At 71.2% G+C, this 21183-nt stretch carries 26 protein-coding genes and 2 pseudogenes; 17 read left to right on the top strand and 11 right to left on the bottom strand.

Annotated elements, in window-relative coordinates; all coding sequences use genetic code 11:
* A complete protein-coding gene (locus ACIQ8J_RS25725; RefSeq protein WP_403274107.1) occupies window positions 1-183 on the bottom strand; it encodes a ribbon-helix-helix protein, CopG family in 183 nt (60 codons plus the stop codon).
* Window positions 184-339: 156 nt separating this feature from the next.
* Here ACIQ8J_RS25725 and ACIQ8J_RS25720 point away from each other — a divergent pair, with 156 nt between their 5' ends.
* The 3 genes from ACIQ8J_RS25720 to thpR all read left to right on the top strand — a co-directional run bounded on the left by ACIQ8J_RS25720 (window position 340) and on the right by thpR (window position 2846).
* The gene (locus ACIQ8J_RS25720) at window positions 340-783 is read left to right on the top strand and encodes a MarR family winged helix-turn-helix transcriptional regulator (RefSeq protein ID WP_403274109.1); all 444 of its coding nucleotides are present in this window, start codon (window positions 340-342) and stop codon (window positions 781-783) included.
* Window positions 784-810: 27 nt separating this feature from the next.
* The gene (locus tag ACIQ8J_RS25715) at window positions 811-2148 is read left to right on the top strand and encodes an MFS transporter (RefSeq protein WP_403274110.1); all 1338 of its coding nucleotides are present in this window, start codon (window positions 811-813) and stop codon (window positions 2146-2148) included.
* Between the two features lie 128 nt (window positions 2149-2276).
* A complete protein-coding gene (gene thpR / locus ACIQ8J_RS25710; RefSeq protein ID WP_403274112.1) occupies window positions 2277-2846 on the top strand; it encodes an RNA 2',3'-cyclic phosphodiesterase in 570 nt (189 codons plus the stop codon).
* A gap of 119 nt (window positions 2847-2965) precedes the next feature.
* Here thpR and ACIQ8J_RS25705 read toward each other — a convergent pair whose 3' ends face one another.
* The 3 genes from ACIQ8J_RS25705 to ACIQ8J_RS25695 all read right to left on the bottom strand — a co-directional run bounded on the left by ACIQ8J_RS25705 (window position 2966) and on the right by ACIQ8J_RS25695 (window position 5668).
* Entirely contained in the window at window positions 2966-3958 is a 993-nt protein-coding gene (locus ACIQ8J_RS25705) for an aldo/keto reductase (protein ID WP_403274114.1), read from the bottom strand.
* Between the two features lie 86 nt (window positions 3959-4044).
* Entirely contained in the window at window positions 4045-5052 is a 1008-nt protein-coding gene (locus ACIQ8J_RS25700) for an aldo/keto reductase (RefSeq protein WP_403274116.1), read from the bottom strand.
* A 46-nt stretch (window positions 5053-5098) separates the two neighbouring features.
* Window positions 5099-5668: a MarR family winged helix-turn-helix transcriptional regulator gene (locus ACIQ8J_RS25695; protein WP_403274117.1), complete on the bottom strand. Its 570-nt coding sequence runs from the start codon at window positions 5666-5668 to the stop codon at window positions 5099-5101.
* A 54-nt stretch (window positions 5669-5722) separates the two neighbouring features.
* Here ACIQ8J_RS25695 and ACIQ8J_RS25690 point away from each other — a divergent pair, with 54 nt between their 5' ends.
* Window positions 5723-6235 carry a carboxymuconolactone decarboxylase family protein gene (locus tag ACIQ8J_RS25690; RefSeq protein ID WP_403274119.1) on the top strand — a complete coding sequence of 171 codons (513 nt, stop codon included), beginning with the start codon at window positions 5723-5725 and terminating at the stop codon, window positions 6233-6235.
* 25 nt (window positions 6236-6260) lie between these two features.
* Here ACIQ8J_RS25690 and ACIQ8J_RS25685 read toward each other — a convergent pair whose 3' ends face one another.
* A complete protein-coding gene (locus tag ACIQ8J_RS25685; protein WP_403274120.1) occupies window positions 6261-6920 on the bottom strand; it encodes a DUF4232 domain-containing protein in 660 nt (219 codons plus the stop codon).
* A 441-nt stretch (window positions 6921-7361) separates the two neighbouring features.
* Between ACIQ8J_RS25685 and ACIQ8J_RS25680 the strand changes: the two genes are divergently transcribed.
* Both ACIQ8J_RS25680 and ACIQ8J_RS25675 read left to right on the top strand, forming a co-directional pair.
* Complete coding sequence (locus tag ACIQ8J_RS25680; protein ID WP_403607947.1) at window positions 7362-8510, top strand: DUF2786 domain-containing protein; 1149 nt, start codon at window positions 7362-7364, stop codon at window positions 8508-8510.
* 64 nt (window positions 8511-8574) lie between these two features.
* Window positions 8575-10629, top strand: coding sequence for an FUSC family protein (locus ACIQ8J_RS25675; RefSeq protein WP_403274123.1), 2055 nt, complete (start codon window positions 8575-8577; stop codon window positions 10627-10629).
* 11 nt (window positions 10630-10640) lie between these two features.
* Here ACIQ8J_RS25675 and ACIQ8J_RS25670 read toward each other — a convergent pair whose 3' ends face one another.
* The 3 genes from ACIQ8J_RS25670 to rpmB form a co-directional block, all read right to left on the bottom strand.
* Window positions 10641-11126: a hypothetical protein gene (locus ACIQ8J_RS25670; RefSeq protein ID WP_403274124.1), complete on the bottom strand. Its 486-nt coding sequence runs from the start codon at window positions 11124-11126 to the stop codon at window positions 10641-10643.
* A 65-nt stretch (window positions 11127-11191) separates the two neighbouring features.
* Window positions 11192-11497 (bottom strand): 30S ribosomal protein S14, encoded by a 306-nt coding sequence (gene rpsN / locus ACIQ8J_RS25665; protein WP_403274125.1) that lies wholly within the window; start codon window positions 11495-11497, stop codon window positions 11192-11194.
* On the bottom strand, window positions 11497-11733 hold the full coding sequence (gene rpmB, locus ACIQ8J_RS25660; protein ID WP_403274127.1) for a 50S ribosomal protein L28: 237 nt from the start codon (window positions 11731-11733) through the stop codon (window positions 11497-11499). Before rpmB ends, rpsN begins: the two co-directional genes overlap by 1 nt.
* Window positions 11734-11845: 112 nt before the next feature.
* On the opposite strand from rpmB, the gene rpmG reads away from it, so the two are divergent.
* From rpmG to ACIQ8J_RS25625, 7 genes and pseudogenes are all read left to right on the top strand, one after another.
* On the top strand, window positions 11846-12010 hold the full coding sequence (rpmG, locus tag ACIQ8J_RS25655) for a 50S ribosomal protein L33 (protein WP_399052861.1): 165 nt from the start codon (window positions 11846-11848) through the stop codon (window positions 12008-12010).
* Between the two features lie 6 nt (window positions 12011-12016).
* Complete coding sequence (locus tag ACIQ8J_RS25650) at window positions 12017-12268, top strand: type B 50S ribosomal protein L31 (RefSeq protein ID WP_403274128.1); 252 nt, start codon at window positions 12017-12019, stop codon at window positions 12266-12268.
* Window positions 12265-13407, top strand: a complete 1143-nt coding sequence (locus ACIQ8J_RS25645) for a CobW family GTP-binding protein (protein WP_403274130.1) — start codon at window positions 12265-12267, stop codon at window positions 13405-13407. Before ACIQ8J_RS25650 ends, ACIQ8J_RS25645 begins: the two co-directional genes overlap by 4 nt.
* A gap of 3 nt (window positions 13408-13410) precedes the next feature.
* Window positions 13411-13647, top strand: coding sequence for a 30S ribosomal protein S18 (rpsR, locus tag ACIQ8J_RS25640; protein WP_403274131.1), 237 nt, complete (start codon window positions 13411-13413; stop codon window positions 13645-13647).
* Between the two features lie 5 nt (window positions 13648-13652).
* Window positions 13653-13858: pseudogene (locus tag ACIQ8J_RS25635) on the top strand (helix-turn-helix domain-containing protein); the annotation flags it as partial.
* Between the two features lie 73 nt (window positions 13859-13931).
* Window positions 13932-14119, top strand: a pseudogene (locus ACIQ8J_RS25630) (SRPBCC domain-containing protein); the annotation flags it as partial.
* Window positions 14120-14235: 116 nt separating this feature from the next.
* Window positions 14236-14475 (top strand): DUF397 domain-containing protein, encoded by a 240-nt coding sequence (locus ACIQ8J_RS25625; RefSeq protein WP_403274132.1) that lies wholly within the window; start codon window positions 14236-14238, stop codon window positions 14473-14475.
* Window positions 14476-14579: 104 nt separating this feature from the next.
* On the opposite strand, the gene ACIQ8J_RS25620 is transcribed toward ACIQ8J_RS25625, so the two are convergent.
* Window positions 14580-15080, bottom strand: a complete 501-nt coding sequence (locus ACIQ8J_RS25620; protein WP_403274133.1) for an ATP-binding protein — start codon at window positions 15078-15080, stop codon at window positions 14580-14582.
* Window positions 15081-15371: 291 nt separating this feature from the next.
* On the opposite strand from ACIQ8J_RS25620, the gene ACIQ8J_RS25615 reads away from it, so the two are divergent.
* The 4 genes from ACIQ8J_RS25615 to ACIQ8J_RS25600 all read left to right on the top strand — a co-directional run bounded on the left by ACIQ8J_RS25615 (window position 15372) and on the right by ACIQ8J_RS25600 (window position 19040).
* Window positions 15372-16271, top strand: a complete 900-nt coding sequence (locus ACIQ8J_RS25615) for a helix-turn-helix domain-containing protein (RefSeq protein ID WP_403274136.1) — start codon at window positions 15372-15374, stop codon at window positions 16269-16271.
* Window positions 16272-16317: 46 nt separating this feature from the next.
* A complete protein-coding gene (locus ACIQ8J_RS25610) occupies window positions 16318-17775 on the top strand; it encodes an aldehyde dehydrogenase family protein (RefSeq protein ID WP_403274137.1) in 1458 nt (485 codons plus the stop codon).
* A 102-nt stretch (window positions 17776-17877) separates the two neighbouring features.
* Complete coding sequence (locus ACIQ8J_RS25605; RefSeq protein WP_403274138.1) at window positions 17878-18414, top strand: DinB family protein; 537 nt, start codon at window positions 17878-17880, stop codon at window positions 18412-18414.
* Between the two features lie 17 nt (window positions 18415-18431).
* Window positions 18432-19040 carry a PadR family transcriptional regulator gene (locus ACIQ8J_RS25600; protein WP_403274139.1) on the top strand — a complete coding sequence of 203 codons (609 nt, stop codon included), beginning with the start codon at window positions 18432-18434 and terminating at the stop codon, window positions 19038-19040.
* Between the two features lie 138 nt (window positions 19041-19178).
* Here ACIQ8J_RS25600 and ACIQ8J_RS25595 read toward each other — a convergent pair whose 3' ends face one another.
* Together ACIQ8J_RS25595 and ACIQ8J_RS25590 are read right to left on the bottom strand one after the other, a co-directional pair.
* Window positions 19179-20609 (bottom strand): glutamate decarboxylase, encoded by a 1431-nt coding sequence (locus tag ACIQ8J_RS25595; RefSeq protein ID WP_403274141.1) that lies wholly within the window; start codon window positions 20607-20609, stop codon window positions 19179-19181.
* 92 nt (window positions 20610-20701) lie between these two features.
* Window positions 20702-21067, bottom strand: coding sequence for a YbjQ family protein (locus tag ACIQ8J_RS25590; protein WP_403274142.1), 366 nt, complete (start codon window positions 21065-21067; stop codon window positions 20702-20704).
* Between the last annotated feature and the right edge of the window lie 116 nt (window positions 21068-21183).

Below are 21183 nucleotides of genomic sequence, written 5' to 3'. Positions count from 1 at the left end.
TCACGCCGCCCCGTAGAACTTCTTCGTCTCGTCGACCGCCGCCTTGAAGCGTTCGTCGAAGTCGTCGCGGATGAGCGTCCGGACCACATAGTCCTGGACGCTCATTCCGCGTTTCGCGGCATGGTGCCTGAGCCGTTCGAGCAGCTCACCGTCCATCCGCAGGCTGAGCACGCTGGTCCTCATGGGACGAGGGTCGCCGCCCGGCCGGGCCCGGCGCGTCACTTTCCGCGTAGGTCTCACTCGTTCGAGTGATTGTGGTGCGATGGGGCCGGCGTGTCGCCGGACACCTGGGTTTAACCCGTTGGTATTTAGCCAGAGTAATGAGTTATGCTAACGAACATGTCTGACCTGTCCCACGACAGCGGCGCCGATGCCGCCGCCGTGAACTCCCTGCGCTCGGCCGTCATGCGGCTGGGCCGGCGCCTCAAGCACCAGCGCGTCGACGAATCGCTCAGCCCGACCGAGATGTCGGTGCTCGGGACGCTCGCCCGGTGCGGTTCGGCCACCCCCGGTGAGCTGGCCCGCAAGGAGCACGTCCAGCCGCCGTCGATGACCCGCATCGTCGCGCTCCTTGAGGCGAAGGGCCTGGTCAGGCTGGAGCCGCATCCCGACGACCGCCGGCAGAAGGTGGTCAGCCAGACCGAAGAGGCCGAGGCGATGCTCGAAGAGAGCCGCCGCAAGCGCAACGCCTGGCTGGCTTCCCTCGCGGAAGGCCTGGACGAGGACGAGTGGGCGAAGCTGCGCGCGGCCGCCCCGGTCCTGGAGAAGCTCGCACACCTGTAAGGCGCATAGCTAGGAGGCGAACCCTTTTTGAGTACGGGAACCGGATCACCATCCGCCCCCGCACCGACCCCCACCTACAACAAGCGCGGCGGGGGGACGTTCTCCTCGCTCGCGGTCCGCAACTACCGGCTGTTCTTCTCGGGCGCCATCGTGTCGAACATCGGCACCTGGATGGCCCGGATCACCCAGGACTGGCTGGTCCTGACCATCACCGGCTCCTCCGTGGCGGTCGGCATCACCACCGCCATGCAGTTCCTGCCGATGCTCCTGTTCGGTCTGTACGGCGGCGTCATAGCCGACCGGTTCGCCAAGCGGAACATCCTGTTCGTGACGCAGGCCGCGATGGGCCTCGGCGGGCTCTTCCTCGCCGTGATGACCCTGTCCGGCAACGTCCAGGTCTGGCACGTCTACCTGACCGCCTTCTTCACCGGCCTGGTCACCGTCGTGGACAACCCGACCCGGCAGTCCTTCGTCTCCGAGATGGTCGGCCCCGACCGGGTGCGCAACGCGGTCAGCCTCAACTCGGCGAACTTCCAGTCCGCCCGGCTCGTCGGCCCCGCCGTCGCGGGCGCCGTCATGGCGGCCGTCGGACCCGGCTGGGCGTTCCTCGCCAACGGCCTGTCCTTCACCGCCCCGCTGCTCTGCCTGACGCTGATGCGCACCAGGGAACTCCAGCCGACCAGGCTCGCCCCGCGCGGCAAGGGCCAGCTGCGGGAGGGACTCGGGTACGTCTCCGAACGGCCCGAGCTGATCTGGCCGATCGTGCTCGTCGGCTTCGTCGGCACCTTCGGGTTCAACTTCCCGATCTGGCTGAGCGCGTTCGCCTCCGACGTCTTCCACGGCGGATCCGGCATGTACGGCCTGTTCAACAGCCTGATGGCGATCGGCTCGCTGATCGGCGCGCTGCTCGCGGCCCGCCGCGGGACCTCGCGGCTGCGGGTGCTCGCACTCGCGGCGCTGCTGTTCGCGGTCCTCGAACTCGTCGCCTCCGGCGCCCCTGACCTCGGCGTGTTCATGGCGCTGCTCATCCCGGTCGGCATCCTCGGTCTGACGGTGAACGTGACCGCCAACGCCTCGGTGCAGATGGCCACCGACCCCGAGATGCGGGGCCGCGTCATGAGCCTGTTCATGATGGTGTTCACCGGCGGCACCCCGCTGGGCGGCCCGCTCTTCGGCTGGCTGACCGATGTCTACGGCGTGCGCGTCAGCCTCGCGCTCGGCGCGCTCATCTGCGGCACCGCGGCGATCGGCGTCGGCCTGATGCTGGCCCGCGCGGCCAACCTTCGCCTGAAGGTCGACGTACGCCCGGGACACCGGCACGTCGAGTTCGTACCGCGCAAGCAGTCGCTGGTGGCGGCCGCCTGACGGCACGCGGAACACGGAACGGCCCGGCCCCCGGTGACGGGGGCCGGGCCGTTTCTCCGCGTGCGCGAGCCCGAGCCGCCTCCGGGGGTCGCCCGCACCCGAGCGCGATCTTGCCCTTAACTGTCCCCATGCGCCTCTTCGCCGCCGTACTTCCCTCAGCCCCGGCCGTGCGTGAACTCGGCCTCGTTGTAAGGGAGTTGGGCGCGCTCCCCGGCGCGGACGCGCTGCGCTGGACCGGGCGGGACGGCTGGCACCTCACCCTCGCGTTCCTGGGGGAGACCGACGAGGCGCTGCTCGACGAGCTGCACGCGCGGCTCGGCCGGGCGGCCCGCCGCACCGAGCCCTTCGCGCTGCGGCTGCACGGCGGCGGCCGCTTCGACGGGCGCGCCCTGTGGGCCGGGGTCGCGGGCGCCCTCGACCCGCTGCGCCTGCTCGCCGAACGCGCCGACGCGGCCGCCCGCCGCTCCGGCATCCCGATGGAGGAGCACCGCCGCTATGTGCCGCACCTCACCCTGGCCCGGTCCCGCACGCCCGTGGACCTGCGCCCGTACGTGGCGGAGCTCGCCGCGTTCGAAGGCACGTCCTGGCAGGTCGAGGACCTGGCCCTGATCCGCAGCACCCTCCCGCGCAGCGGCGTGCCGGGCGAACGGCCCCGCTACGAGACGGTCGCCCGCTGGCCGCTCGGCGGGGGCGGTTAGGCTCAAGGGGTGGACCCGAAGACCAGGAACCGGATCATGGCCGGTGTGCTCGTACTGATGTTCGTCGTCGTGGCGGTGGCGGCCGCCGTCGGCTGAGGGCGGCCGCCCGCTCGTACCCGCTACCAGGCGAAGGCCTCCGGCGACGGCCCGGGGCCCGGGAAGACGTCGTCGAGCGCGCCCAGCACCTCCCCGGACAGCTCAAGCCCGACCGCCCGCACCGCCGCCGCCAACTGCCCCGCGGTGCGCGGCCCGACGATGGGTCCGGTCACCCCGGGCCGTGTGAGCAGCCAGGCGAGCGCGGTCTCGCCGGGGTCGAGGTCGTGCTTGGCGAGCAGGTCCTCGTACGCCTGGACCCGATTGCGCACCGCCGGGTCCGCGAGGGACTGGGCCGCGATGCCGCCCTTGGAACGCGAGCCCGCGCCCTCCCGCTCCTTGCGCAGGATCCCGCCGAGCATCCCGCCGTGCAGCGGCGACCAGGGGATGACCCCGAGGCCGTATTCCTGGGCGGCCGGGATGACTTCCATCTCGGCGCGGCGCTCGGCGAGGTTGTAGAGGCACTGTTCGCTGACGAGGCCGAGTCGGCCGGTGCGGGCGGCGGTCTCGTTGGCCTGGGCGATCTTGTATCCGGGGAAGTTGGAGGATCCGGCGTACAGGATCTTGCCCTGGGAGATCAGGACGTCAATGGCCTGCCAGATCTCCTCGAAGGGGGTCAGGCGGTCGATGTGGTGGAACTGGTAGACGTCGATCCGGTCGGTGCCGAGGCGCTTGAGCGAGGCCTCGACGGAGCGGCGGATGTTGACCGCCGACAGCTTGTGGTGGTTGGGCCAGGGCTCGCCCGCGGCCATGTTGCCGTTGAGCTTGGTGGCGAGGACGGTCTTGTCGCGCCGGTCGCCGCCCTTGGCGAACCAGCTGCCGATGATCTCCTCGGTACGGCCCTTGTTCTCGCCCCAGCCGTACACGTTGGCGGTGTCGAAGAAGTTGATGCCCGCGTCGAGGGCGGCGTCCATGATCGCGTGGCTGCCGGCCTCGTCGGTCTGCGGTCCGAAGTTCATCGTCCCCAGGACGATCCTGCTCACCTGGAGACCCGTGCGTCCGAGCTGCGTGTACTTCATGGGAAACCAGCCAACGTCCTTGAGTGCGCTCCAGGCAAGAGGACGGGCCGGGACTTCGGGTCCCGGCCCGTCGTGGCGTATGCGCCCTACCAGGCGAACGCCTCCGGGGTGGTGCCCGGCGACGGGAAGATCTCGTCCAGTGCGGCGAGCAGTTCCCCGCTCAGCTCCAACTCCACGGCGCGCAGCGCCGATTCGAGGTGGGCGGGGGTGCGCGGGCCGACGATGGGGCCGGTGACGCCGGGGCGCGAGAGCAGCCAGGCGAGCGCGGTCTCGCCGGGGTCGAGGTCGTGCTTGGCGAGCAGGTCCTCGTACGCCTGGATCTGCGCGCGTACGACCGGATCGGCCAGGCCCGCGCCGGAGCGGCCGGTGGTGGTGCGCGAACCGGCGCCCGCGCGCTCCTTGCGCAGCGCGCCGCCGAGCAGACCCTGGTGCAGCGGCGACCAGGCGATGATTCCGACGCCGTACTCCTGGGCGGCCGGGATGACCTCCATCTCGGCGCGCCGCTCGAAGAGGTTGTAGAGGCACTGTTCGCTGACGAGGCCGAGTCGGCCGGTGCGGGCGGCGGTCTCGTTGGCCTGGGCGATCTTGTATCCGGGGAAGTTGGAGGAGGCCGCGTAAAGGATCTTGCCCTGCTGCACCAGGACGTCGACGGCTTGCCAGATCTCCTCGAAGGGGGTCGCGCGGTCGATGTGGTGGAACTGGTAGACGTCGATGTGGTCGGTGCCGAGGCGCTTGAGCGAGGCCTCGACGGAGCGGCGGATGTTGACCGCCGAGAGCTTGCTGTGGTTGGGCCAGGGCTCGCCGTTCCAGGCGACCCCCTGCGTCATGTCGCCGTACATCTTGGTGGCGAGGACCACCTTGTCGCGGCGGTCGCCGCCCTGCGCGAACCAGGACCCGAGGATCTTCTCGGTGCGTCCCTTCTCCTCGTCCACGCCGTAGATGTCGGCGGTGTCGAAGAAGTTCATGCCCGCGTCGAGGGCGGCGTCCATGATCGCGTGGCTGGTGGCCTCGTCGGTCTCGCCGCCGAAGTTCATCGTGCCGAGGACGAGGCGGCTGACCTGGAGTCCGGTGCGTCCGAGCTGTGTGTACTTCATGGGCCCATCAAAGCCGGTTGGAGCAAGCTCTACGCAAGGTCCGCGCTCAACTTCCCAGCCAGCTCGACGCGTCGAGGCGGAAGGCCTCCGGCGGGACGGCCGCACGCAGCGCCGCTTCGAGCTCGCGCAGCCGGTCGCCGCCCAGGGTGTCGGCCCAACTCGCCCTCAGGTCGTCGAAGATGGCGGCCGAGCGGCCGAGCGCGTCGAGTCCGTGCGGAGTGAGGCGGACCAGTTTGCGGCGGGCGTCTGCGGGGTCGTCGGCGCGCTCGGCGTAGCCCAGGGCGATGAGGCGGTCCACGGTCTTGCCCGCCGCCTGCTTGGAGACGCCGAGCCGCCGCCCGATCTCGCTCGCGGTCGATCCGGGAAGCCCGATGGCCTGGAGGGCGAAGCCGTGCGCGGGCCGGATGTCCGGGTGGCCCTGGCGCGCCAGCTCGGCGTGCAGCCGGTCGATGAGCGAGCGGAACCCGGCGAAGAGGAGCAGCGGGAGCTCGTATCCGGGGGCGTCGGGGCGCGGTGCGGGGCCGCTCCGGGGCGCGCCTGGGTGCCGCCCGGCGCTCGGGGCGTTGCGGGAATCGACAACCTGGTTTACCTTTTCTTCGTCAACCACGTTGTCCATTCTAGTTCCGGACCGCTGGATTGCCGGGTCCGGACCGTACGGAAGAGGTGCCGCATGACATTCACCGAGCACACCCTGGAATCGGCCCCCGCCGCCTCGCGCAAGTCGATGGAGGCCACCATCCGCCACCTCGGCGGCCTCGCCTCGCCGGTCGCCAAGATGGCCACCTCCCCGCACCTCCTGGACGGATTCCTCGCGGTGAGCGGGATCTTCGAGCAGTCCACCCTGGAGCCGCCGGCGCGCGAGGTCGTCGTCATGACGGTGGCCGTCCGCAACGAATGCCACGTCTGCGTCGCCATGCACACCGGCAAGCTGCGCACCCTGGGCGCGGACGAGGATCTGGTGAACGCCCTGCACGAGCAGCGCCCGCTCGCCGACCCGAAGCTCGATGCCGTACGCCGCTTCGCGCTCGCGGTGCTCGCGAAGGCGGGCGGGGTCGAGGACGAGACGGTCAAGGACTTCCTCTCGTACGGGTACACCGAGCAGAACGCCCTCGAAGTCGTCCTCGGCATCGGCACCTACACGCTGTCCACCTTCGCCAACCGCCTCACGGGCGCGAGCCTGTAAGGCGTCAACTCGGCTGCTGTGGACGCTACTTGGATCCCACGGGGCTGATGTAAGTCCCCGGATGAGTCGCCCCGTCCTGGAGCAGGACCGAGGAGTAGGTCCAGGGCAAGGTGTGGGAGTGGGTCTCGTTCGGCGGGGTGATCACGATGCTCTTCGGCTGGAACTCCTGGCCGCCGCCCTTGGTGAACGGCAGGTAGAAGATGTTGAAGGTGGTCGTCGCGCCCGGCCGGACCGTGACCGTCGACGGGGACTCGGCGGTCCCCCGGGTCAGCGGCCACCTGGTGGCGCCGCCCACCAGATCGACCTCGGGATAGCCCTTCATCGCACAGGACTTGGTGCCCTTGTTGGTGAGCGTGACGGTCACCGTGCCCTGCGAGCCGTCCGACCTGGCGCCGCTGCTGGGGCTGACGCCGAAGGCGAGCTGCGCGGTCGAGCAGTGGTTGCCGCCGTGGTCGGCCCCGGTGTCCGTGCCCGCGTTGGTGCCGCCTCCGGTGCCGCCGCCGGAGGGCGCCATGCTCCGGCCGCCGTCGGCGCCGGTCGAGCCGGCCGCGGTGCCGGTGCTGCCCGAGCCGGTGCTGCTCGGGGTGTCGCTGCCGGCCACTTTGCCGGAGCCGCTGCCGCCGCAGGCGGTCAGGGCCAGTCCGGCGGTGAGTACGGCGATCGCGGCCACCGGTGCGGTACGCATGCGAAACACGGCGATCCTCTCCTTCGTTGTCCGTTCGGCTGCCCAGCGGACCCGGATGTCAAGCGCGCCGGGACGCGCGGTGCGCCGGGGTACGGAGCCGGGCGCTCCGGGCCGTTGGACGCTCCGTACCGCCAGACGGTTGCACCGCGAATCCGCATCCGGCGCTCGGCGCGCCGGGGCGGGCCCCGGCCGCGAGGGTCCGGGGATCCGCGACGCCCCGTCGAGGCGCGGTTCCCCCGGCCTCGACGGCATCCGGGCCACCATGGCGTACGACCGCGCCCGACGCGACAGTTCGAACCCCGATAGTTTGTCCACAGCCTGTGGACGACTTCACCGCATGCCCCCCGCGCATCCGGCCGTCACGCACCTCCGCGCCTCGTCATAGAGTCGGTGAAGCGGCACGGGAACGGGAAACGCCTGTCGCGAGGACGCGGGAGGTACGTGGTGGAAGCCGTCGAGGCCGAGGAGGCCGTGGACCGGGCGTTCGCGGCGGCGCTCTACACCGAGGGCGACGCGGGCCTGGACACCGGCGCCTCACTGCTCGCCGCCGCACCGGACGCGGACGGTGAACTCGCCCTGCGGGGGCGGGAGTTCGTCCGGCGTGCCTGGGAGCGGGGCTGGCAGCCCGCCGATGTCGTACGGATCGTACGCCGCGACCTGGACGAGCCGCAGGTGCGCATCCTGAGCACCCTGGTCCGCGCCGAGCTCGCCCGCTACGAGCGGCTGCCCGCCCGCTGGCAGGAGCAGGTCGACGAGCTGCCGGGGGAGGCCTGGCGCGCGGACCGCTTCTCGTACGCCACCGCCGTACTGGAGCTGTACCGGCTGCTGCTGCGGCTGCCCGCGATCGAGCCGGTCGGCCCGGTGCCGGGGGCCTCGCCGATCGGGCCGCCGGTGCACGGCGAGCCGAAGATGCTGGCCCGGATCCGGGCGCTGCTGGCGAAGGCCGAGGCGACCGGGTTCCCCGAGGAGGCGGAGGCGCTCAGCGCCAAGGCGCAGGAACTGATGGCGCGGCACAGCGTGGACGAGGCGCTGCTCGCGGGGCGCGGGCCGGGCGGCGAGGTGCCGGGGGCCTGCCGGATCGGGGTGGACGCGCCGTACGAGACGGCGAAGGCGATCCTGCTCGACGCGGTCGCCGGCGCCAACCACTGCCGGGCGGTGTGGAGTTCGGAGCTCGGCTTCTCGACGGTCGTCGGTTTCGAGGGCGACCTGGAGGCGGTGGAACTCCTCTACACCTCGCTCCTCGTGCAGGGCACGGCCGCGATGACGCGGGCGGAGGCCGCGCAGCGGGCGGGCGGCCGCAAGCGCACCAAGACCTTCCGCCAGTCCTTCCTCCTCGCCTACGCGGGCCGCCTCGGCGACCTCCTGGCGGCGACGGCCCGCCATGTGGAGGAGGAGTTCGGCGGCGACCTCCTGCCGGTCCTGGCCACCCGCGCGGTGGCGGTGGCGGGCCGGGCGGAGGAGATGTTCCCGAAGACGGTGAAGACGAGGGTGCGCGGCGCGACGGACGAGGACGGCTGGACCCACGGCCGAGCGGCCGCGGACCGGGCGCACCGGGGTGGCAAGCAGAAATTGAGCCCCTCCGGCGATTGAGGAGCGGGGGTCTGGGGGCAGAGCCCCCAGGCAGGGAGGGGAGGCTCCCACTACCCTCAAGATCATGGGCTGGCTCCGCGCGCTGAAGGAGACCACGCGCTCGGGTCTCACGGTCGAGCGCCGCCGACTCGAACCCCTCGTGGCCCTGCGCGGAGCGACCGGCCTCGCCATCGTCGTCGGCATCAGCCTCACCCTCTTCACCCCCGCCGTCGCCGCGAGCTCCGCGTTCGGCGCGTTCCAGGGCGCCATCGCCACGTACCAGCGCAGTTGGCGCCCACGTCCCGTACTGGCGCTCGCCTCCGGCCTCTCCCTCGCGATCTCGACGTTCCTCGGCTATCTCGTCGGCACCCACTCGCCGTTCTTCCTGCTGCTGCTCGCCGTGTGGACGTTCGGGGCGGGCCTGTCGTGGGCGGTCGGCCCGACCGTCGGCGTGATCGCCTCGTCGAACGTGGCGATCATGCTGGTCACGGTCACCCTGCCCAGCTCGCTCGCCGACGCCGCGGGCCACGCCGCGATGATCGCGTTCGGCGGGGTCGTGCAGGCCGCCCTGGTCGTGCTCTTCCCGGTCCGTAGATGGGGCGCGCAGCGCGACGCGCTCGCCGACGCGCTGGCCGCGGTGGCCGACTACGCGCGCCGGCTGCGGCACGACCCGGTCGCCCATTTCGACCCGCAGCCGCTGATGACCGCCCGGCTCGCGGCCGCCGTCACCCCGCGCGAGGCCCGCCGCCGTCCCGCCGAACTGCACGGCGCCCGGGGCGTCGCCGAGCGGATCAGGCCGGTCGTCGCCTCGCTCGCCGACCCGGCGCTCGGCGTCCCCGACGAGGGCGTGGAACGCGACCGGGTCAGGGAGTTGCTCGCCGCCGCCGCGACCGTCCTGGACGCCGCCGCGCGGGCCGTGCGGCACGGCGAGCCCGTCCGCATCCCGCCCGCGGCCAAGGCCGCGCTCGCCACCCCCGACACCGGCGCCATCCTCACCGGGCCCGCCCGCCGTGCGGCCGCCCGGCTCACCGCGCTGCTCGCCGATGTGGTGGAGACGGCGGGCGCCGGCGGCACCGGCGAGGGCGCGGCCCCGCTGCTCCGGCCCACCCTGCCCCGCCTGGTGCCGGTCGCGCTGCGCACCATGCGCGCCGAGCTGGGCCGCCGCGACTCGCCGGTCTTCCGGCACGCGGTGCGGGTCTGCGCGGCGGCGACGGCCGGCTACCTCCTCGGCCACGCCCTGCCGCTCGGCCACGGATACTGGGCCCCGATGGCCTCCGTGATGGTGATGCGGCCGGACTTCTCGCTCACGTACGCCCGCGCGGTCGCCCGCTTCGGCGGCACCCTCGTCGGCGTGGCGCTCGCGACCGGCATCGTGCAGCTCACCCACCCGGACACCGCCACCTCCGCCGCCATCGCGGTGACCTGCGCGTTCCTGGCGTACCTGCTGATGACCACGGGGTATGCGGTGCTGAGCGGCTGCGTCTCGGCGTACGTCGTCTTCCTGCTCGGCATGGGCGGTGTCCAGTGGACCCAGACGGTGCCCGACCGGGTGTTCCTGACCCTGCTCGGCGGGGCGCTCGCGATGGTCTCGTACGCCGTCTACCCGGCCTGGGAGACGCCGAGGCTGCGCACCCGGCTCGCCGACTGGCTGGCCGCGGACGGCCGGTACGCCGCCGCGGTCATCGACCAGTACGCCGACCCGGGCCGCGGCCCCGACGAGATCCGCCAGGCGCTGCTCGGCACCCGGGCGGCCCGGATCGCCTGGCAGGAGGCCCTCGACAAGGCCCGGCACGAGCCGGTCCGCCACCGGGGCCTGTCGCGCTCGGCGGCCGACGAAGCGGCCCGCGCGCTGCGCCAGTTGGGGCGTACGGCCATGCTGATGGAGGCGCATCTGCCGGACCGGGACGCGGTACCGGTGCCGGCCGCCGCGAAGCTCGCCGAGGCGCTGCGGGGCGCCACCGAGCAGGGTGCCAAGGCGGTGCGCGAGCGGCGGGTGCCGCGCTGGGAGGAGGTCGAGCAGGCCCTGGCCGCCTGGGACGGCGAGGGCGTGCCCGACCGGGTGGTGCGCCGGGGAGCCGGTCTGGTCCTGCACTGCCTGGACGATCTGACCGACGCCCTCACGCCGCCCAACTCCCGTTAGAGACAGGGGAGTTACGGGGCCGGCGGGGTCGGCAGTCCGGCCGTGGGGAGGTTGCTCGGGAGCGTGCCCGCCTTGCCCCGGGTGAACGTGTCCGTACCGGAGCCCTCCCACTTGACCTCAAGGGTGTCGCCCTTGACCGTGACCATGCCCTGGGTGCGCTCGGTGTTCCGGTCCGCGCACTTCAGGGTGAGCATCATCATGCCCCCGGCCTCGGCCGCGGTGCCGGAGCACACATGCGGCGAGAGCAGGGCCGCGGCCTTGCCCGCGATGGCCATCGTGACGGTCTTGCCGCCGGTGGTCGCGGTCCAACTCCCTTGCAGATCACTGCTCTTGGCCGGAGTTCCGCCGCCGTCCGAGGCGGACGGCGCGCTGCTGCTCCCCGCCGGGGACTTGGCGGCCGGCGGGTCGGACTTCTTGCTGCTGCCGCAGCCGGTCAGAACGAGTGCGACCGAGAGCCCGGCGGCGGCGAATCCGGCGGTACGTATGTGCCTGTGCACGGCTTGTCTTCCCCCTGTGAACGGTGTTCGGGACCGCGACAAGCTACCAGCCGAGCCTGGGAGCCCTACCAGGAGGACTTGCGCACACCCGGCAGGAACCCGGCGTGGGCCTCCTCCCGCAGCCGTACCCGGGAGAGGCCGAACTTCCGGAAATGTCCGCGCGGCCGGCCGTCCACGGCATCGCGGTTGCGCACCCGCGTGGCGCTCGCGTCCCGCGGCTGGCGCTGCAACTCGCGCTGGGCGGCGGCGCGTTCGGACTCGCCGGACGACGTGCTGCGGATGACCGCCGTCAGCACGGCCCTGCGCGCCGCGTAGCGGGCGACGACGGCCTTGCGCTTCTCGTTCTTCGCGATCTTGCTCTTCTTCGCCATCAGACCTTCACTCCCCGCGCACGGATCCGCGCCACGGCGGCCTCGATGCCGATGACGTCGACGGTCTTGATCGCCTTGGTGCTGAGCACGAGGCGCACATGGCGGCCCTCGCTCGGCAGCCAGTACCGCTTGCGCTGGATGTTGGGGTCGAAGCGGCGGGAGGTGCGCCGGTGGGAGTGCGAGATGCGGTTGCCGAATCCCGGCTGGGCGCCGGTCAGTTGGCAGTGGGCGGACATGTCCGTTCCTCTCTGGGGTCGATGGATGGTGCTCACGCTCGACGGGGCCGATGAGGCCTGGGCCACCATAGCCCCTCTTGCAAATGAAAACCATTTCCATATACTGGCCGTCATGGCACGCAACGAACTCCGCCCGGTCATCAAGCTCCGCTCCACAGCGGGGACCGGCTACACGTACGTCACCCGCAAGAACCGGCGCAACGACCCGGACCGCCTGACCATCCGCAAGTACGACCCCGTGGCCGGCCGCCACGTCGACTTCCGAGAGGAGCGCTGACCAGCGATGAAGCCCTCTGTCCACCCCGAGTACGGACCCGTCGTCTTCCGTGACAGGGCCGCGGGCCACGCCTTCCTGACCCGCTCCACGCTCGTATCGAGCGCGGCGAAGCGCATCGAGTGGGAGGACGGCAACGTCTACCCCGTCGTCGACGTGGAGATCTCCAGCCTGAGCCACCCCTTCTATACGGGCAACGCCCGCGTGATGGACACGGCGGGCCGCGTCGAGCGCTTCGAGCGGCGGTACGGAAAGGCATGACCGATCAGAAGCTGCCCGTCGCGATCGTCGGCGGGCTGCACGCGGACGCCCGCCGGGCCGTGGTGGAGCGGCTGCTGCGCCTCGTGCCCGGCAGCGTCGCGCTCCACCACGACCTGGCGTCGGCCGCCGAAGGCACCGTCCGCCGCACGGTCCGCGACACCCTGGGCGTACGCGACGCGGGCGAGGCCCCGCTGGTCAACGACTGCGCCTGCTGCGCCCTGCGCGAGGACCTGGTCCCCGAGCTGGAGCGCCTCGCCGCCGCCGGCCTCACCCGGCTCGCGGTCGTGGAGCTCTGGGACTCGGTCGAGCCGAAGGCGATGGCCGAGGTCGTCGCCGCCCACGCCGAGTCCCTGGCGGTCACCTCGGTCATCACCGCCGTCGACCCGGCGCTCCTGCTGCCGTGCCTGGGCAACGGAGACGACCTCGCCGAGGCCGGTCTCGCCGCGGCCGCGTCCGACCAGCGCACGGTCGCCGACACCTGGGCCCGCCAGCTGGAGTACGCGACGGTCCTGGCCATCGTCGACTCCGAGCAGGCCGACGATGAGGACCGCGCCCTGCTCGCCCAGCTCCACCCGACGGCCCGCCATGTCCCGTACGAATCGGGGGAGTTGGCGCAGGCCGCCCTCGCCGGGTTCGATGTGGAGGCGGCCGCCGCCCGCCAGCATCCGGCCTGCGCGCTGCTGCCGCAGGACGCGGACGAGGCCGGCGTCGGCACGTACGTCTGGCACCGCACCCGCCCCTTCCACCCGGAGCGGCTGTACGAGGCGCTTGAGGACCTGTGCTGTGCGGCCGCCCGCAGCCGGGGCCGGTTCTGGCTCGCCGACCGGCCCGACACCCTGCTCGCCTGGGACTCGGCGGGCGGCGCGCTCTGCGTGGAGAACGCCGGCCCCTGGCTCGCCTCGCTGCCGGACGCCGCCTGGGAGATGGTCCCGCCGGTGCGCCGGGCCGCGGCCGCCCTGGACTGGCACCCCGAGCACGGCGACTGCTGCCAGCACCTCGTCTTCACCTCGCCGGGCCTGGACCGCGACGGCCTCGCCGCGCTGCTCGACTCCTGCCTGCTCACCGACGCGGAGTACGCCGCGGGCCGCGAGGCCTGGAAGCGCCTGCCGCCCGCCTTCGACTCCCTCCTGGAGGTCTGACCCGTGCCCAAGTCACCCCGCACGCCCGCGAAGTCCCGGCCCAATCCGCTGGACCGCGACGGCATCACGTACATCGACTACAAGGACACCGACCTGCTGCGGAGGTTCATCTCCGACCGCGGCAAGATCCGCAGCCGCCGGGTCACCCGGGTCTCGTCCCAGCAGCAGCGCGCGCTGGCCCGCGCGATCAAGAACGCCCGCGAGATGGCCCTGCTGCCGTACTCCTCGACCGCGCGGTAGGGCCCATCGATCGTTCCGACCGTCTCCACGCTCGGTGGGCCCGGGAGCGGCTCCTTCGCGAACGCGGCCCGCAGCCCGTACAGGCCCTCGCCGACCACTTCGACATGCGCAGACCCGGCCTCCCGCAGCACCTCAAGGTGCTGCGGGAGGCCGGTCTCGTATGGGAGGAGCGGTCGGGCGGCAGCGCATCCACCGCCCGGAGGCCGCGCCGCCCGACGATGAGTCATGAATTCCAGTTGTGAAGACTCTGAAGGCTGCGAAGGTTTCGCCGGGCCGCCGCCCTCGCCGGGCGCCCGGCCGACCGGACGATCACGTGGACGCCTGAACCGGAGGGCCGCGGAACGCGTCTCTTCCTCGTGCACGAGGGATTCGGCCCGGACGACCCGGCCCAGCTGATGGCACGCAAGATCATGGGCGGGGCCGGCGCTCGTACGTCATGGACGCGCTACGGGGTGTGCCGGAGCGGCTGTAACCGCGCGGGCACCCCGCGTGCACGTGCATCTTCCCATGCAGGCGCACATGAACACAGCTATGATCCGGGGCAGTTGACCATTCACAGATGCACGTCTGCACATCCCGGGAGCGACCTTGCACCACGCATACAACGGCATGGCGGCAGCGGAGCTTCAGGGTGTCGCGTGGCAGAAGAGCCGGCACAGCAACTCGCAGGGATCCTGCGTGGAATTCGCCAAACTGCCGGGCGGAGGGGTGGCGGTACGCAACTCACGCCACCCGGACGGGCCGGCCCTGGTCTACACCAGGGCCGAGATCGAGGCGATGCTGCTCGGCATCAAGGACGGCGAGTTCGACCACCTCGTGAGGGACTGAGCCCGTAGGGGCTGAATCCGCAGGGGGCTGGGCCCGTGAGGGGCCGGGCCTGTGAGGGGCCGGGCCTGTGAGGGGCCGGGCCCGCCTCGAAGCCGGGGGAACGGCTACTCGGCGGGCTGGAGGCGGAACAGCGCCCAGACGACCTTGCCGCCGAGCGCGCCCGACAGCGGGTGCCAGCCCCAGCTGTCGGCGAACGAGTCCACCAGGAAGAGGCCGCGCCCGCACTCGGCGCCGAAGTCGTCGCCCTCCCGCTCGACGGGGCTCTCCTCGCTGGGGTCGCGCACCGCGCACACCAGACGGCTGGTCCACCGCATCAGATGCAGCCGCACCGGAACCTCGCTCTCGCGCGGGGTGTCGGCCGGCAGCGCGTGCCGCAGCGCGTTGGTGACGAGTTCCGAGACGACCAGGGCGACATCGTCGAAGCGGTCGCCGAGGCCCCACTGCGTGAGCGTCGACCTGGTGAACTTCCGTGCCCCGCGCACCGCTTCGTAACGGGCGGGCAGCGCACAGGACGCCGAACCCGAGACCGTCGAGGGGTCGATGGAGGGAAGCGCCTGCCTTAAGGGCTCACAAGGCTCCAGCATGGTTGATCCATTCGTCCCCATGCGAGGCACTCCCGGGTTCGCGGCCGTGGCGGAACAGGACGCAAGCAACTAGACGCAGTTGAGCACGCAGGTGCGCGGGGACCATGGTTCCGAATGCTTCGGCCCGATGCAAGGGCAGATGCACGTGCACGCGACCGACCTGTCCAACACCGTGCCGTTTCTTGCTCATTTCTTCCCGAGAAGTTCCTCAGGCCGATTTCGCTCCTTGACCATTTCCGTAATCGCTCGGGTACGGGCTGAAGCGTTTTGATGGCAGACTGCGCACCACATTCGGATGGGGAGGACGGCGAAGTGACCGCAGGGGAGGCATGGGGATCCCCCCGGCCGAGCGCAGTCGAGGCCGGCGGAGGTTCGGTGGTCCGGCGCATTCTGCTCGGCTCACAGCTCAGGCGCCTGCGCGAGTCGCGCGGCATCACGCGGGAAGCAGCCGGCTATTCGATCCGGGCGTCCGAGTCCAAGATCAGTCGTATGGAGTTGGGGCGGGTGAGCTTCAAGGCCAGGGATGTCGAGGACCTGCTCACGCTCTACGGCGTCGGCGACGAGTCCGAGCGCATGTCACTGCTCGGCCTCGCCAAGGAGGCCAACATCGCGGGCTGGTGGCACAGCTTCGGCGATGTGCTGCCCGGATGGTTCCAGACGTACATCGGTCTGGAGGGCGCCGCCTCGCTCATCAGGATCTACGAAGTCCAGTTCGTGCACGGCCTGTTGCAGACCGAGGCCTATGCGCACGCGGTGGTCTCGCGCGGAATGCAGGGTGCGCCCGCCGCCGAGATCGAGCGCCGGGTCGCGCTGCGTCTGGAGCGGCAGAAGGCCCTGGTCTCGGAGCGCGCCCCGCAGTTCCACGCCGTTCTGGACGAGGCCGCGCTGCGCCGCCCGTACGGCGAACGGGACGTGATGCGGGGCCAGTTGAAGCATCTCATCGAGATGTCCGAGCAGCCCAACATCAACCTCCAGGTCATGCCGTTCAGCTTCGGCGGGCACGCCGGGGAGAGCGGTGCCTTCACGATGCTGCGGTTCCCCGAGTCGGACCTGTCGGACATCGTCTATCTCGAACAGCTCACCTCCGCACTGTATTTGGACAAGGCGGAGGAGGTCGCGCAGTACGAACGGGCGATGGCACGCCTCCAGAAGGACAGCCCCGGCCCGGAGGAAAGCCGCGATCTTCTGCGCGGACTCCTCCAACTCAGCTGACTCATCAGTAGGATGACGTCACATCAGGCCAGTAGTTAGGGATGGCATGTCCTTCTTCACCGACCTCGCCCACCAGTTCATAGACGGCCAGTGGCGCACCGGCAGCGGGTCGTGGGACATCATCGACTTCGATCCGTACAACGGGGAGAAGCTCGCCGCCATCACCGTGGCCACCGTCGAGGAGGTCGACGAGGCCTACCGCGTGGCCGAGCGCGCGCAGCGGGAGTGGGCCGAGACCAATCCGTACACCCGCAGACTCGTCTTCGAGCGCGCCCTGCGCATCATCGAGGAGCGCGAGCCGGAGATCATCGGGGCGATGATCAGCGAGCTCGGCGGCACCCGGCTCAAGGCGGTGTACGAGGTCCACCTCGCCAAGGAGTTCCTGCGCGAGGCGATACAGCTGGCGCTGCGCCCCGAGGGCCGCATCCTGCCCTCGCCGGTCGACGGCAAGGAGAACCGCGTCTACCGGCTCCCGGTCGGTGTGATCGGGGTGATCAGCCCGTTCAACTTCCCGTTCCTGGTGACCATGAAGTCGGTGGCCCCCGCACTGGCGTTGGGCAACGCGGTCGTCATCAAGCCGAACCAGAACGCGCCCGTGGTCGGCGGCGGGCTCATCGCGAAGATCTTCAAGGACGCGGGGCTGCCCGCCGGGCTCCTGAACGTCCTGGTCACCGACATCGCCGAGATCGGCGACGCGTTGATAGAGCATCCGGTCGCCAAGGTGATCTCGTTCGCGGGCTCCGACCGCACCGGCCGCCACGTCGCCTCGGTCGCCGGCAGCCACTTCAAGCGCGTCATCCTGGAGCTGAGCGGCAACAGCGCGCTGGTCGTCCTGGACGACGCGGACCTCGACTACGCGGTGGACGCGGCGGTTTTCAGCCGCTTCGTCTACCAGGGCCAGGTCTGCATGGCCGCCAACCGGATCCTGGTCGACCGGTCGATCGAGGAGGAGTTCACCGCCAAGTTCCTCGACAAGGTGACCTCGCTGCGGACCGGAGACCCGGCCGACCCCGCCACCGACATCGGCCCCGTCATCAACAACTCCCAGGCGGAGGCGCTGACTTCACTCGTGGACCAGGCCCTCGCCGAGGGCGCCACCGCGCTGGTACGGGGCCGCACGCGCGGCAACCTGGTGGAGCCCACCGTGCTCGCCGGCCTGCCCGCCGACTCCCCCGTACTGCGCCAGGAGATCTTCGGCCCGGTGGCGCTGCTCATCCCCTTCGACGGGGAGGAGGAGGCCGTACGCATGGCGAACGACAGCCCGTACGGCCTCAGCGGCGCGGTGCACACCGCCAATGTGGAGCGCGGGGTGCGGTTCGCCAAGCGGATCGTCACCGGGATGATGCACGTCAACGACTCGACCATCCAGGACGAGCCGCTGGTGGCCTTCGGCGGCGAGAAGTACTCCGGGCTCGGCCGGCTGAACGGCGATTCGACGGTCGAGGCGTTCACCACCCAGAAGTGGATCTCGGTCCAGCACGAGCGCAGCCCGTTCCCGTTCTGATTTCCCGAAGAGCGGCGCCCATTGAGGACAGGCTCTGACCTCAATCCTCCCTAACGTGGTTCTTGTCAGCACGGCAGAACACGAACGAAGGCGGTCCGGATCATGGTTACTCACGTTCCCGCGGAAGCCCAGGGCGACGAGCGCGGGGCGCTCCTGGCCTTTGTCGAGGCCCAGCGGGGCGGGCTGCGCCGCGCGCTCATCGGCCTCACCGAGGAGCAGGCCGCGAGCCGCCCCAGCGCCAGCGAGCTGTCCCTGTCGGGACTCGTCAAGCACGTGGCCGAGTGCGAGCTGAACTGGCTGCGGATGGCCCAGCAGCGGCCCAACGAGAAGCAGCGCGACCAGTCGAACTGGCACGAGAGCTTCCGGCTGAGCGGCGACGAGACGACCGAGGGCGTGCTGGCCTTCTGGGACGAAGTGGCCCGCGAGACCGAGGAGTTCATCCGCAAGGTCCCCTCCCTGGACGACACCTTCCCGCTGCCGGACATGCCGTGGTTCCCGAAGGAGGGCCGGGTCTCGATGCGCTGGCTGATGCTGCACCTGGTCGAGGAGTTCGCCCGGCATGCGGGGCACGCGGACGTCATCCGCGAATCCCTGGACGGCAGGACGGCGTTCGAGCTGGTGGCGCTCGCAAATACCTGAGGTCATAGGCTGGCGCCATGTCAGCGATCCGTCTCCTCGTCCTCGGTGCGGTACGTCAGCACGGCCGGGCGCACGGCTACCAGGTGCGCAGCGACCTGGAGTACTGGGGCGCCCACGAGTGGTCCAACGCCAAGCCCGGTTCGATCTACCACGCGCTCAAGCAGATGGCGAAGCAGGGCGTCCTCCTGGCCCACGAGGTGGCGCCCAGCACGGCCGGGGGGCCGCCGCGCACCGAGTACGAGCTGACGGAGGCGGGCCGCGAGGAGTACTTCCGGCTGGTGCGCGAGGCGCTGGTCTCGTACAACCAGAAGATGGACGTGATGTCGGCGGCGATCGGCTTCATGGTGGACCTGCCGCGCGCGGAGGTCATCGCCCTGCTGCGCGACCGGCTGGAGAAGCTGGCGGAGTGGCGCCGTTCGGTGGTGGAGTACTACATGGTGGGGGAGGGGCCGGATCAGTTCGGCCACATCGGCGAGATCATGAACATGTGGGTCCACTCGTCGGATGCGGGGGCGGAGTGGACGCGGGGGCTGATCGGGCGGATCGAGGGCGGGGCGTACGCCTTCGCGGGCGAGCCCGGCTGGACCCCGAACTGGGGCTCCGCCCCGGACCCCGCGCCCGCCTGACCGGCGCCACTGGGGGCTCTGCCCCCAGACCCCCGCTCCTCAATCTCCCCCAAGGCCCAAAGGGCCAGGGGGGACCCCCATGAGGGGCTTGATTTTGGCTGAGGTCGCTCGGGCAGCGGGCGGGCGCAGCCAAGAGGCTCAGTGATGGAACGCCGTTGACACCGACTCGTCCCGGCCCAGTGGGGCGGACTGGCGCCTCAGTTCCGGCAGGAGTCGGCTCAGGTCCTCGATGAGCAGGGCCGCCAGGTCGGAGGAGAAGCCGTTGCGGCAGACCACCCGCAGCACCGACAGGTCCTCCCGGTTCGCCGGGAAGCTGTACGCGGGCACCAGCCAGCCCCGCTCGCGCAGGCGCCGCGACACGTCGAACACGTCGTACCGGCTGACGTCCGGCGCCGTGGTGAAGGCGAAGACCGGCAACTCCTCGCCCCGGGTGAGGAGTTGGAAGTCGCCGAAGGCCTCCACCCGCTCCGCGAGGCCCCGCGCGACGTCCCGCGTCGTCTGCTGCACCGCCCGGTACCCCTCCCGCCCGAGCCGCAGGAACGTGTAGTACTGCGCCACCACCTGCGCCCCCGGCCGGGAGAAGTTCAGCGCGAACGTCGGCATGTCGCCGCCGAGGTAGTTCACCCGGAAGACCAGTTCCTCGGGGAGTTCCTCGGCCGAGCGCCACAGCGCCCAGCCGACCCCCGGGTACACGAGCCCGTACTTGTGCCCGGAGGTGTTGATCGAGGACACCCGGGGCAGCCGGAAGTCCCACACCAGGTCCTCGTCCACGAACGGCGCGACCATCGCGCCCGACGCCCCGTCGACATGCACCGGGATGTCCAGACCCGTACGCTCCTGCAAATCGTCCAGCGCCGCGCACAGTGCGGCGATCGGCTCGTACGACCCGTCGAAGGTGGAGCCGAGCACCCCGACGACCCCGATCGTGTTCTCGTCGCAGAGCGCGGCGGCGGCCTCGGGGTCGAGGTGGAAGCGGTCGCCCTCCATGGGCACCTGGCGCGCCTCGACCTCCCAGAAGGTGCAGAACTTCTCCCAGCAGACCTGCACATTGATGCCCATGACGAGATTGGGGCGGGCCTCGCGCGAGGGATAGCGGTCCGCGTTCCGCAGCGCCCAGCGCCGTTTGAGGGCGAGCCCCGCCAGCATGCAGGCCTCGCTGGAGCCGGTGGTGGAGCAGCCGACCGCGGTGGCCGGATCCGGGGCGTGCCAGAGGTCGGCGAGCATCGCCACGCACCGCCGCTCCAGCTCCGCCGTCCGCGGGTACTCGTCCTTGTCGATCATGTTCTTGTCCCGGCACTCCGCCATCAGCACCCCGGCCTGCGGCTCCATCCAGGTGGTGACGAAGGTCGCCAGGTTCAGGCGGGAGTTGCCGTCGAGCATCAGCTCGTCATGGACCAGCTGGTACGCGGTGGCCGGCGCCAGCGGCCGGTCGGGCAGCCGGTGCCGGGGCGGCGCGGAGGTCATCGAGCCGGTGGGGTCGGCCTCCCCGTAGAACGGGTTGAGGGCGAGCCGCCCGCCCTCCTTCTCGTCGGCCTGCTCCTTCTCGCTGCCGCCGCGATGCAGTGCCATGAGGTGTCAACGTCCTTTCCTGGAAGGGGAGTTGCCGGAGGGGTGGGCGACCGTGCTCGGTTGCTCGCTCAGCTACGTGCCCAACTGCGTGCTCAGTTGCGGGAGAGGACCACCGCGGTGCCGTACGCGCACACCTCCGTACCGACGTCCGCCGCCTCGGTCACGTCGAAGCGCATCATCAGGACCGCGTTGGCCCCCCGCGCCTTCGCCTGCTCCACGAGCCGCGCCATCGCCTGGTTCCGCGTCTCGACCAGCGTCTTGGTCAGGCCCTTCAGCTCGCCGCCGATCATGGACTTCAGGCCGGCGCCGATCTGGCTGCCCAGGTGGCGGGAGCGTACGGTGAGCCCGAAGACCTCCCCGATCACCTGCTGCACCGTGTACCCGGGTACGTCGTTCGTGGTCACGACCAGTACGTCCGACTGCGGACCCTGCCCGCCGCCGTACTCCTCGATGCCCATGTGGTCCATTCCTTCCGGTCGCCCTTGTCGGCCCTACCCAGCCTGCCTCTGGAACCATGCTTTCGCGCGCTACGTTGATAACTTTGGCTGCCGACGGCGGACAGCCCGCCCGACAC

The organism is Streptomyces sp. NPDC094147, assembly GCF_044764265.1.
Lineage (GTDB): Bacteria > Actinomycetota > Actinomycetes > Streptomycetales > Streptomycetaceae > Streptomyces.
Note: the sequence above shows the minus strand (reverse complement) of the source record. Positions and strands in the feature narration are given on the sequence as shown.

What these genes read in the sequence shown, in the direction of transcription:
- ACIQ8J_RS25725 (WP_403274107.1), bottom strand. Translation starts at nt 183, where the DNA reads ATGAGGACCAGCGTGCTCAGCCTGCGGATGGACGGTGAGCTGCTCGAA.
- ACIQ8J_RS25720 (WP_403274109.1), top strand. Translation starts at nt 340, where the DNA reads ATGTCTGACCTGTCCCACGACAGCGGCGCCGATGCCGCCGCCGTGAAC.
- thpR (WP_403274112.1), top strand. Translation starts at nt 2,277, where the DNA reads ATGCGCCTCTTCGCCGCCGTACTTCCCTCAGCCCCGGCCGTGCGTGAA.
- ACIQ8J_RS25705 (WP_403274114.1), bottom strand. Translation starts at nt 3,958, where the DNA reads ATGAAGTACACGCAGCTCGGACGCACGGGTCTCCAGGTGAGCAGGATC.
- ACIQ8J_RS25700 (WP_403274116.1), bottom strand. Translation starts at nt 5,052, where the DNA reads ATGAAGTACACACAGCTCGGACGCACCGGACTCCAGGTCAGCCGCCTC.
- ACIQ8J_RS25695 (WP_403274117.1), bottom strand. Translation starts at nt 5,668, where the DNA reads ATGGACAACGTGGTTGACGAAGAAAAGGTAAACCAGGTTGTCGATTCC.
- ACIQ8J_RS25690 (WP_403274119.1), top strand. Translation starts at nt 5,723, where the DNA reads ATGACATTCACCGAGCACACCCTGGAATCGGCCCCCGCCGCCTCGCGC.
- ACIQ8J_RS25685 (WP_403274120.1), bottom strand. Translation starts at nt 6,920, where the DNA reads ATGCGTACCGCACCGGTGGCCGCGATCGCCGTACTCACCGCCGGACTG.
- ACIQ8J_RS25675 (WP_403274123.1), top strand. Translation starts at nt 8,575, where the DNA reads ATGGGCTGGCTCCGCGCGCTGAAGGAGACCACGCGCTCGGGTCTCACG.
- rpsN (WP_403274125.1), bottom strand. Translation starts at nt 11,497, where the DNA reads ATGGCGAAGAAGAGCAAGATCGCGAAGAACGAGAAGCGCAAGGCCGTC.
- rpmB (WP_403274127.1), bottom strand. Translation starts at nt 11,733, where the DNA reads ATGTCCGCCCACTGCCAACTGACCGGCGCCCAGCCGGGATTCGGCAAC.
- rpmG (WP_399052861.1), top strand. Translation starts at nt 11,846, where the DNA reads ATGGCACGCAACGAACTCCGCCCGGTCATCAAGCTCCGCTCCACAGCG.
- ACIQ8J_RS25650 (WP_403274128.1), top strand. Translation starts at nt 12,017, where the DNA reads ATGAAGCCCTCTGTCCACCCCGAGTACGGACCCGTCGTCTTCCGTGAC.
- ACIQ8J_RS25645 (WP_403274130.1), top strand. Translation starts at nt 12,265, where the DNA reads ATGACCGATCAGAAGCTGCCCGTCGCGATCGTCGGCGGGCTGCACGCG.
- ACIQ8J_RS25620 (WP_403274133.1), bottom strand. Translation starts at nt 15,080, where the DNA reads ATGGGGACGAATGGATCAACCATGCTGGAGCCTTGTGAGCCCTTAAGG.
- ACIQ8J_RS25610 (WP_403274137.1), top strand. Translation starts at nt 16,318, where the DNA reads ATGTCCTTCTTCACCGACCTCGCCCACCAGTTCATAGACGGCCAGTGG.
- ACIQ8J_RS25605 (WP_403274138.1), top strand. Translation starts at nt 17,878, where the DNA reads ATGGTTACTCACGTTCCCGCGGAAGCCCAGGGCGACGAGCGCGGGGCG.
- ACIQ8J_RS25600 (WP_403274139.1), top strand. Translation starts at nt 18,432, where the DNA reads ATGTCAGCGATCCGTCTCCTCGTCCTCGGTGCGGTACGTCAGCACGGC.
- ACIQ8J_RS25595 (WP_403274141.1), bottom strand. Translation starts at nt 20,609, where the DNA reads ATGGCACTGCATCGCGGCGGCAGCGAGAAGGAGCAGGCCGACGAGAAG.
- ACIQ8J_RS25590 (WP_403274142.1), bottom strand. Translation starts at nt 21,067, where the DNA reads ATGGGCATCGAGGAGTACGGCGGCGGGCAGGGTCCGCAGTCGGACGTA.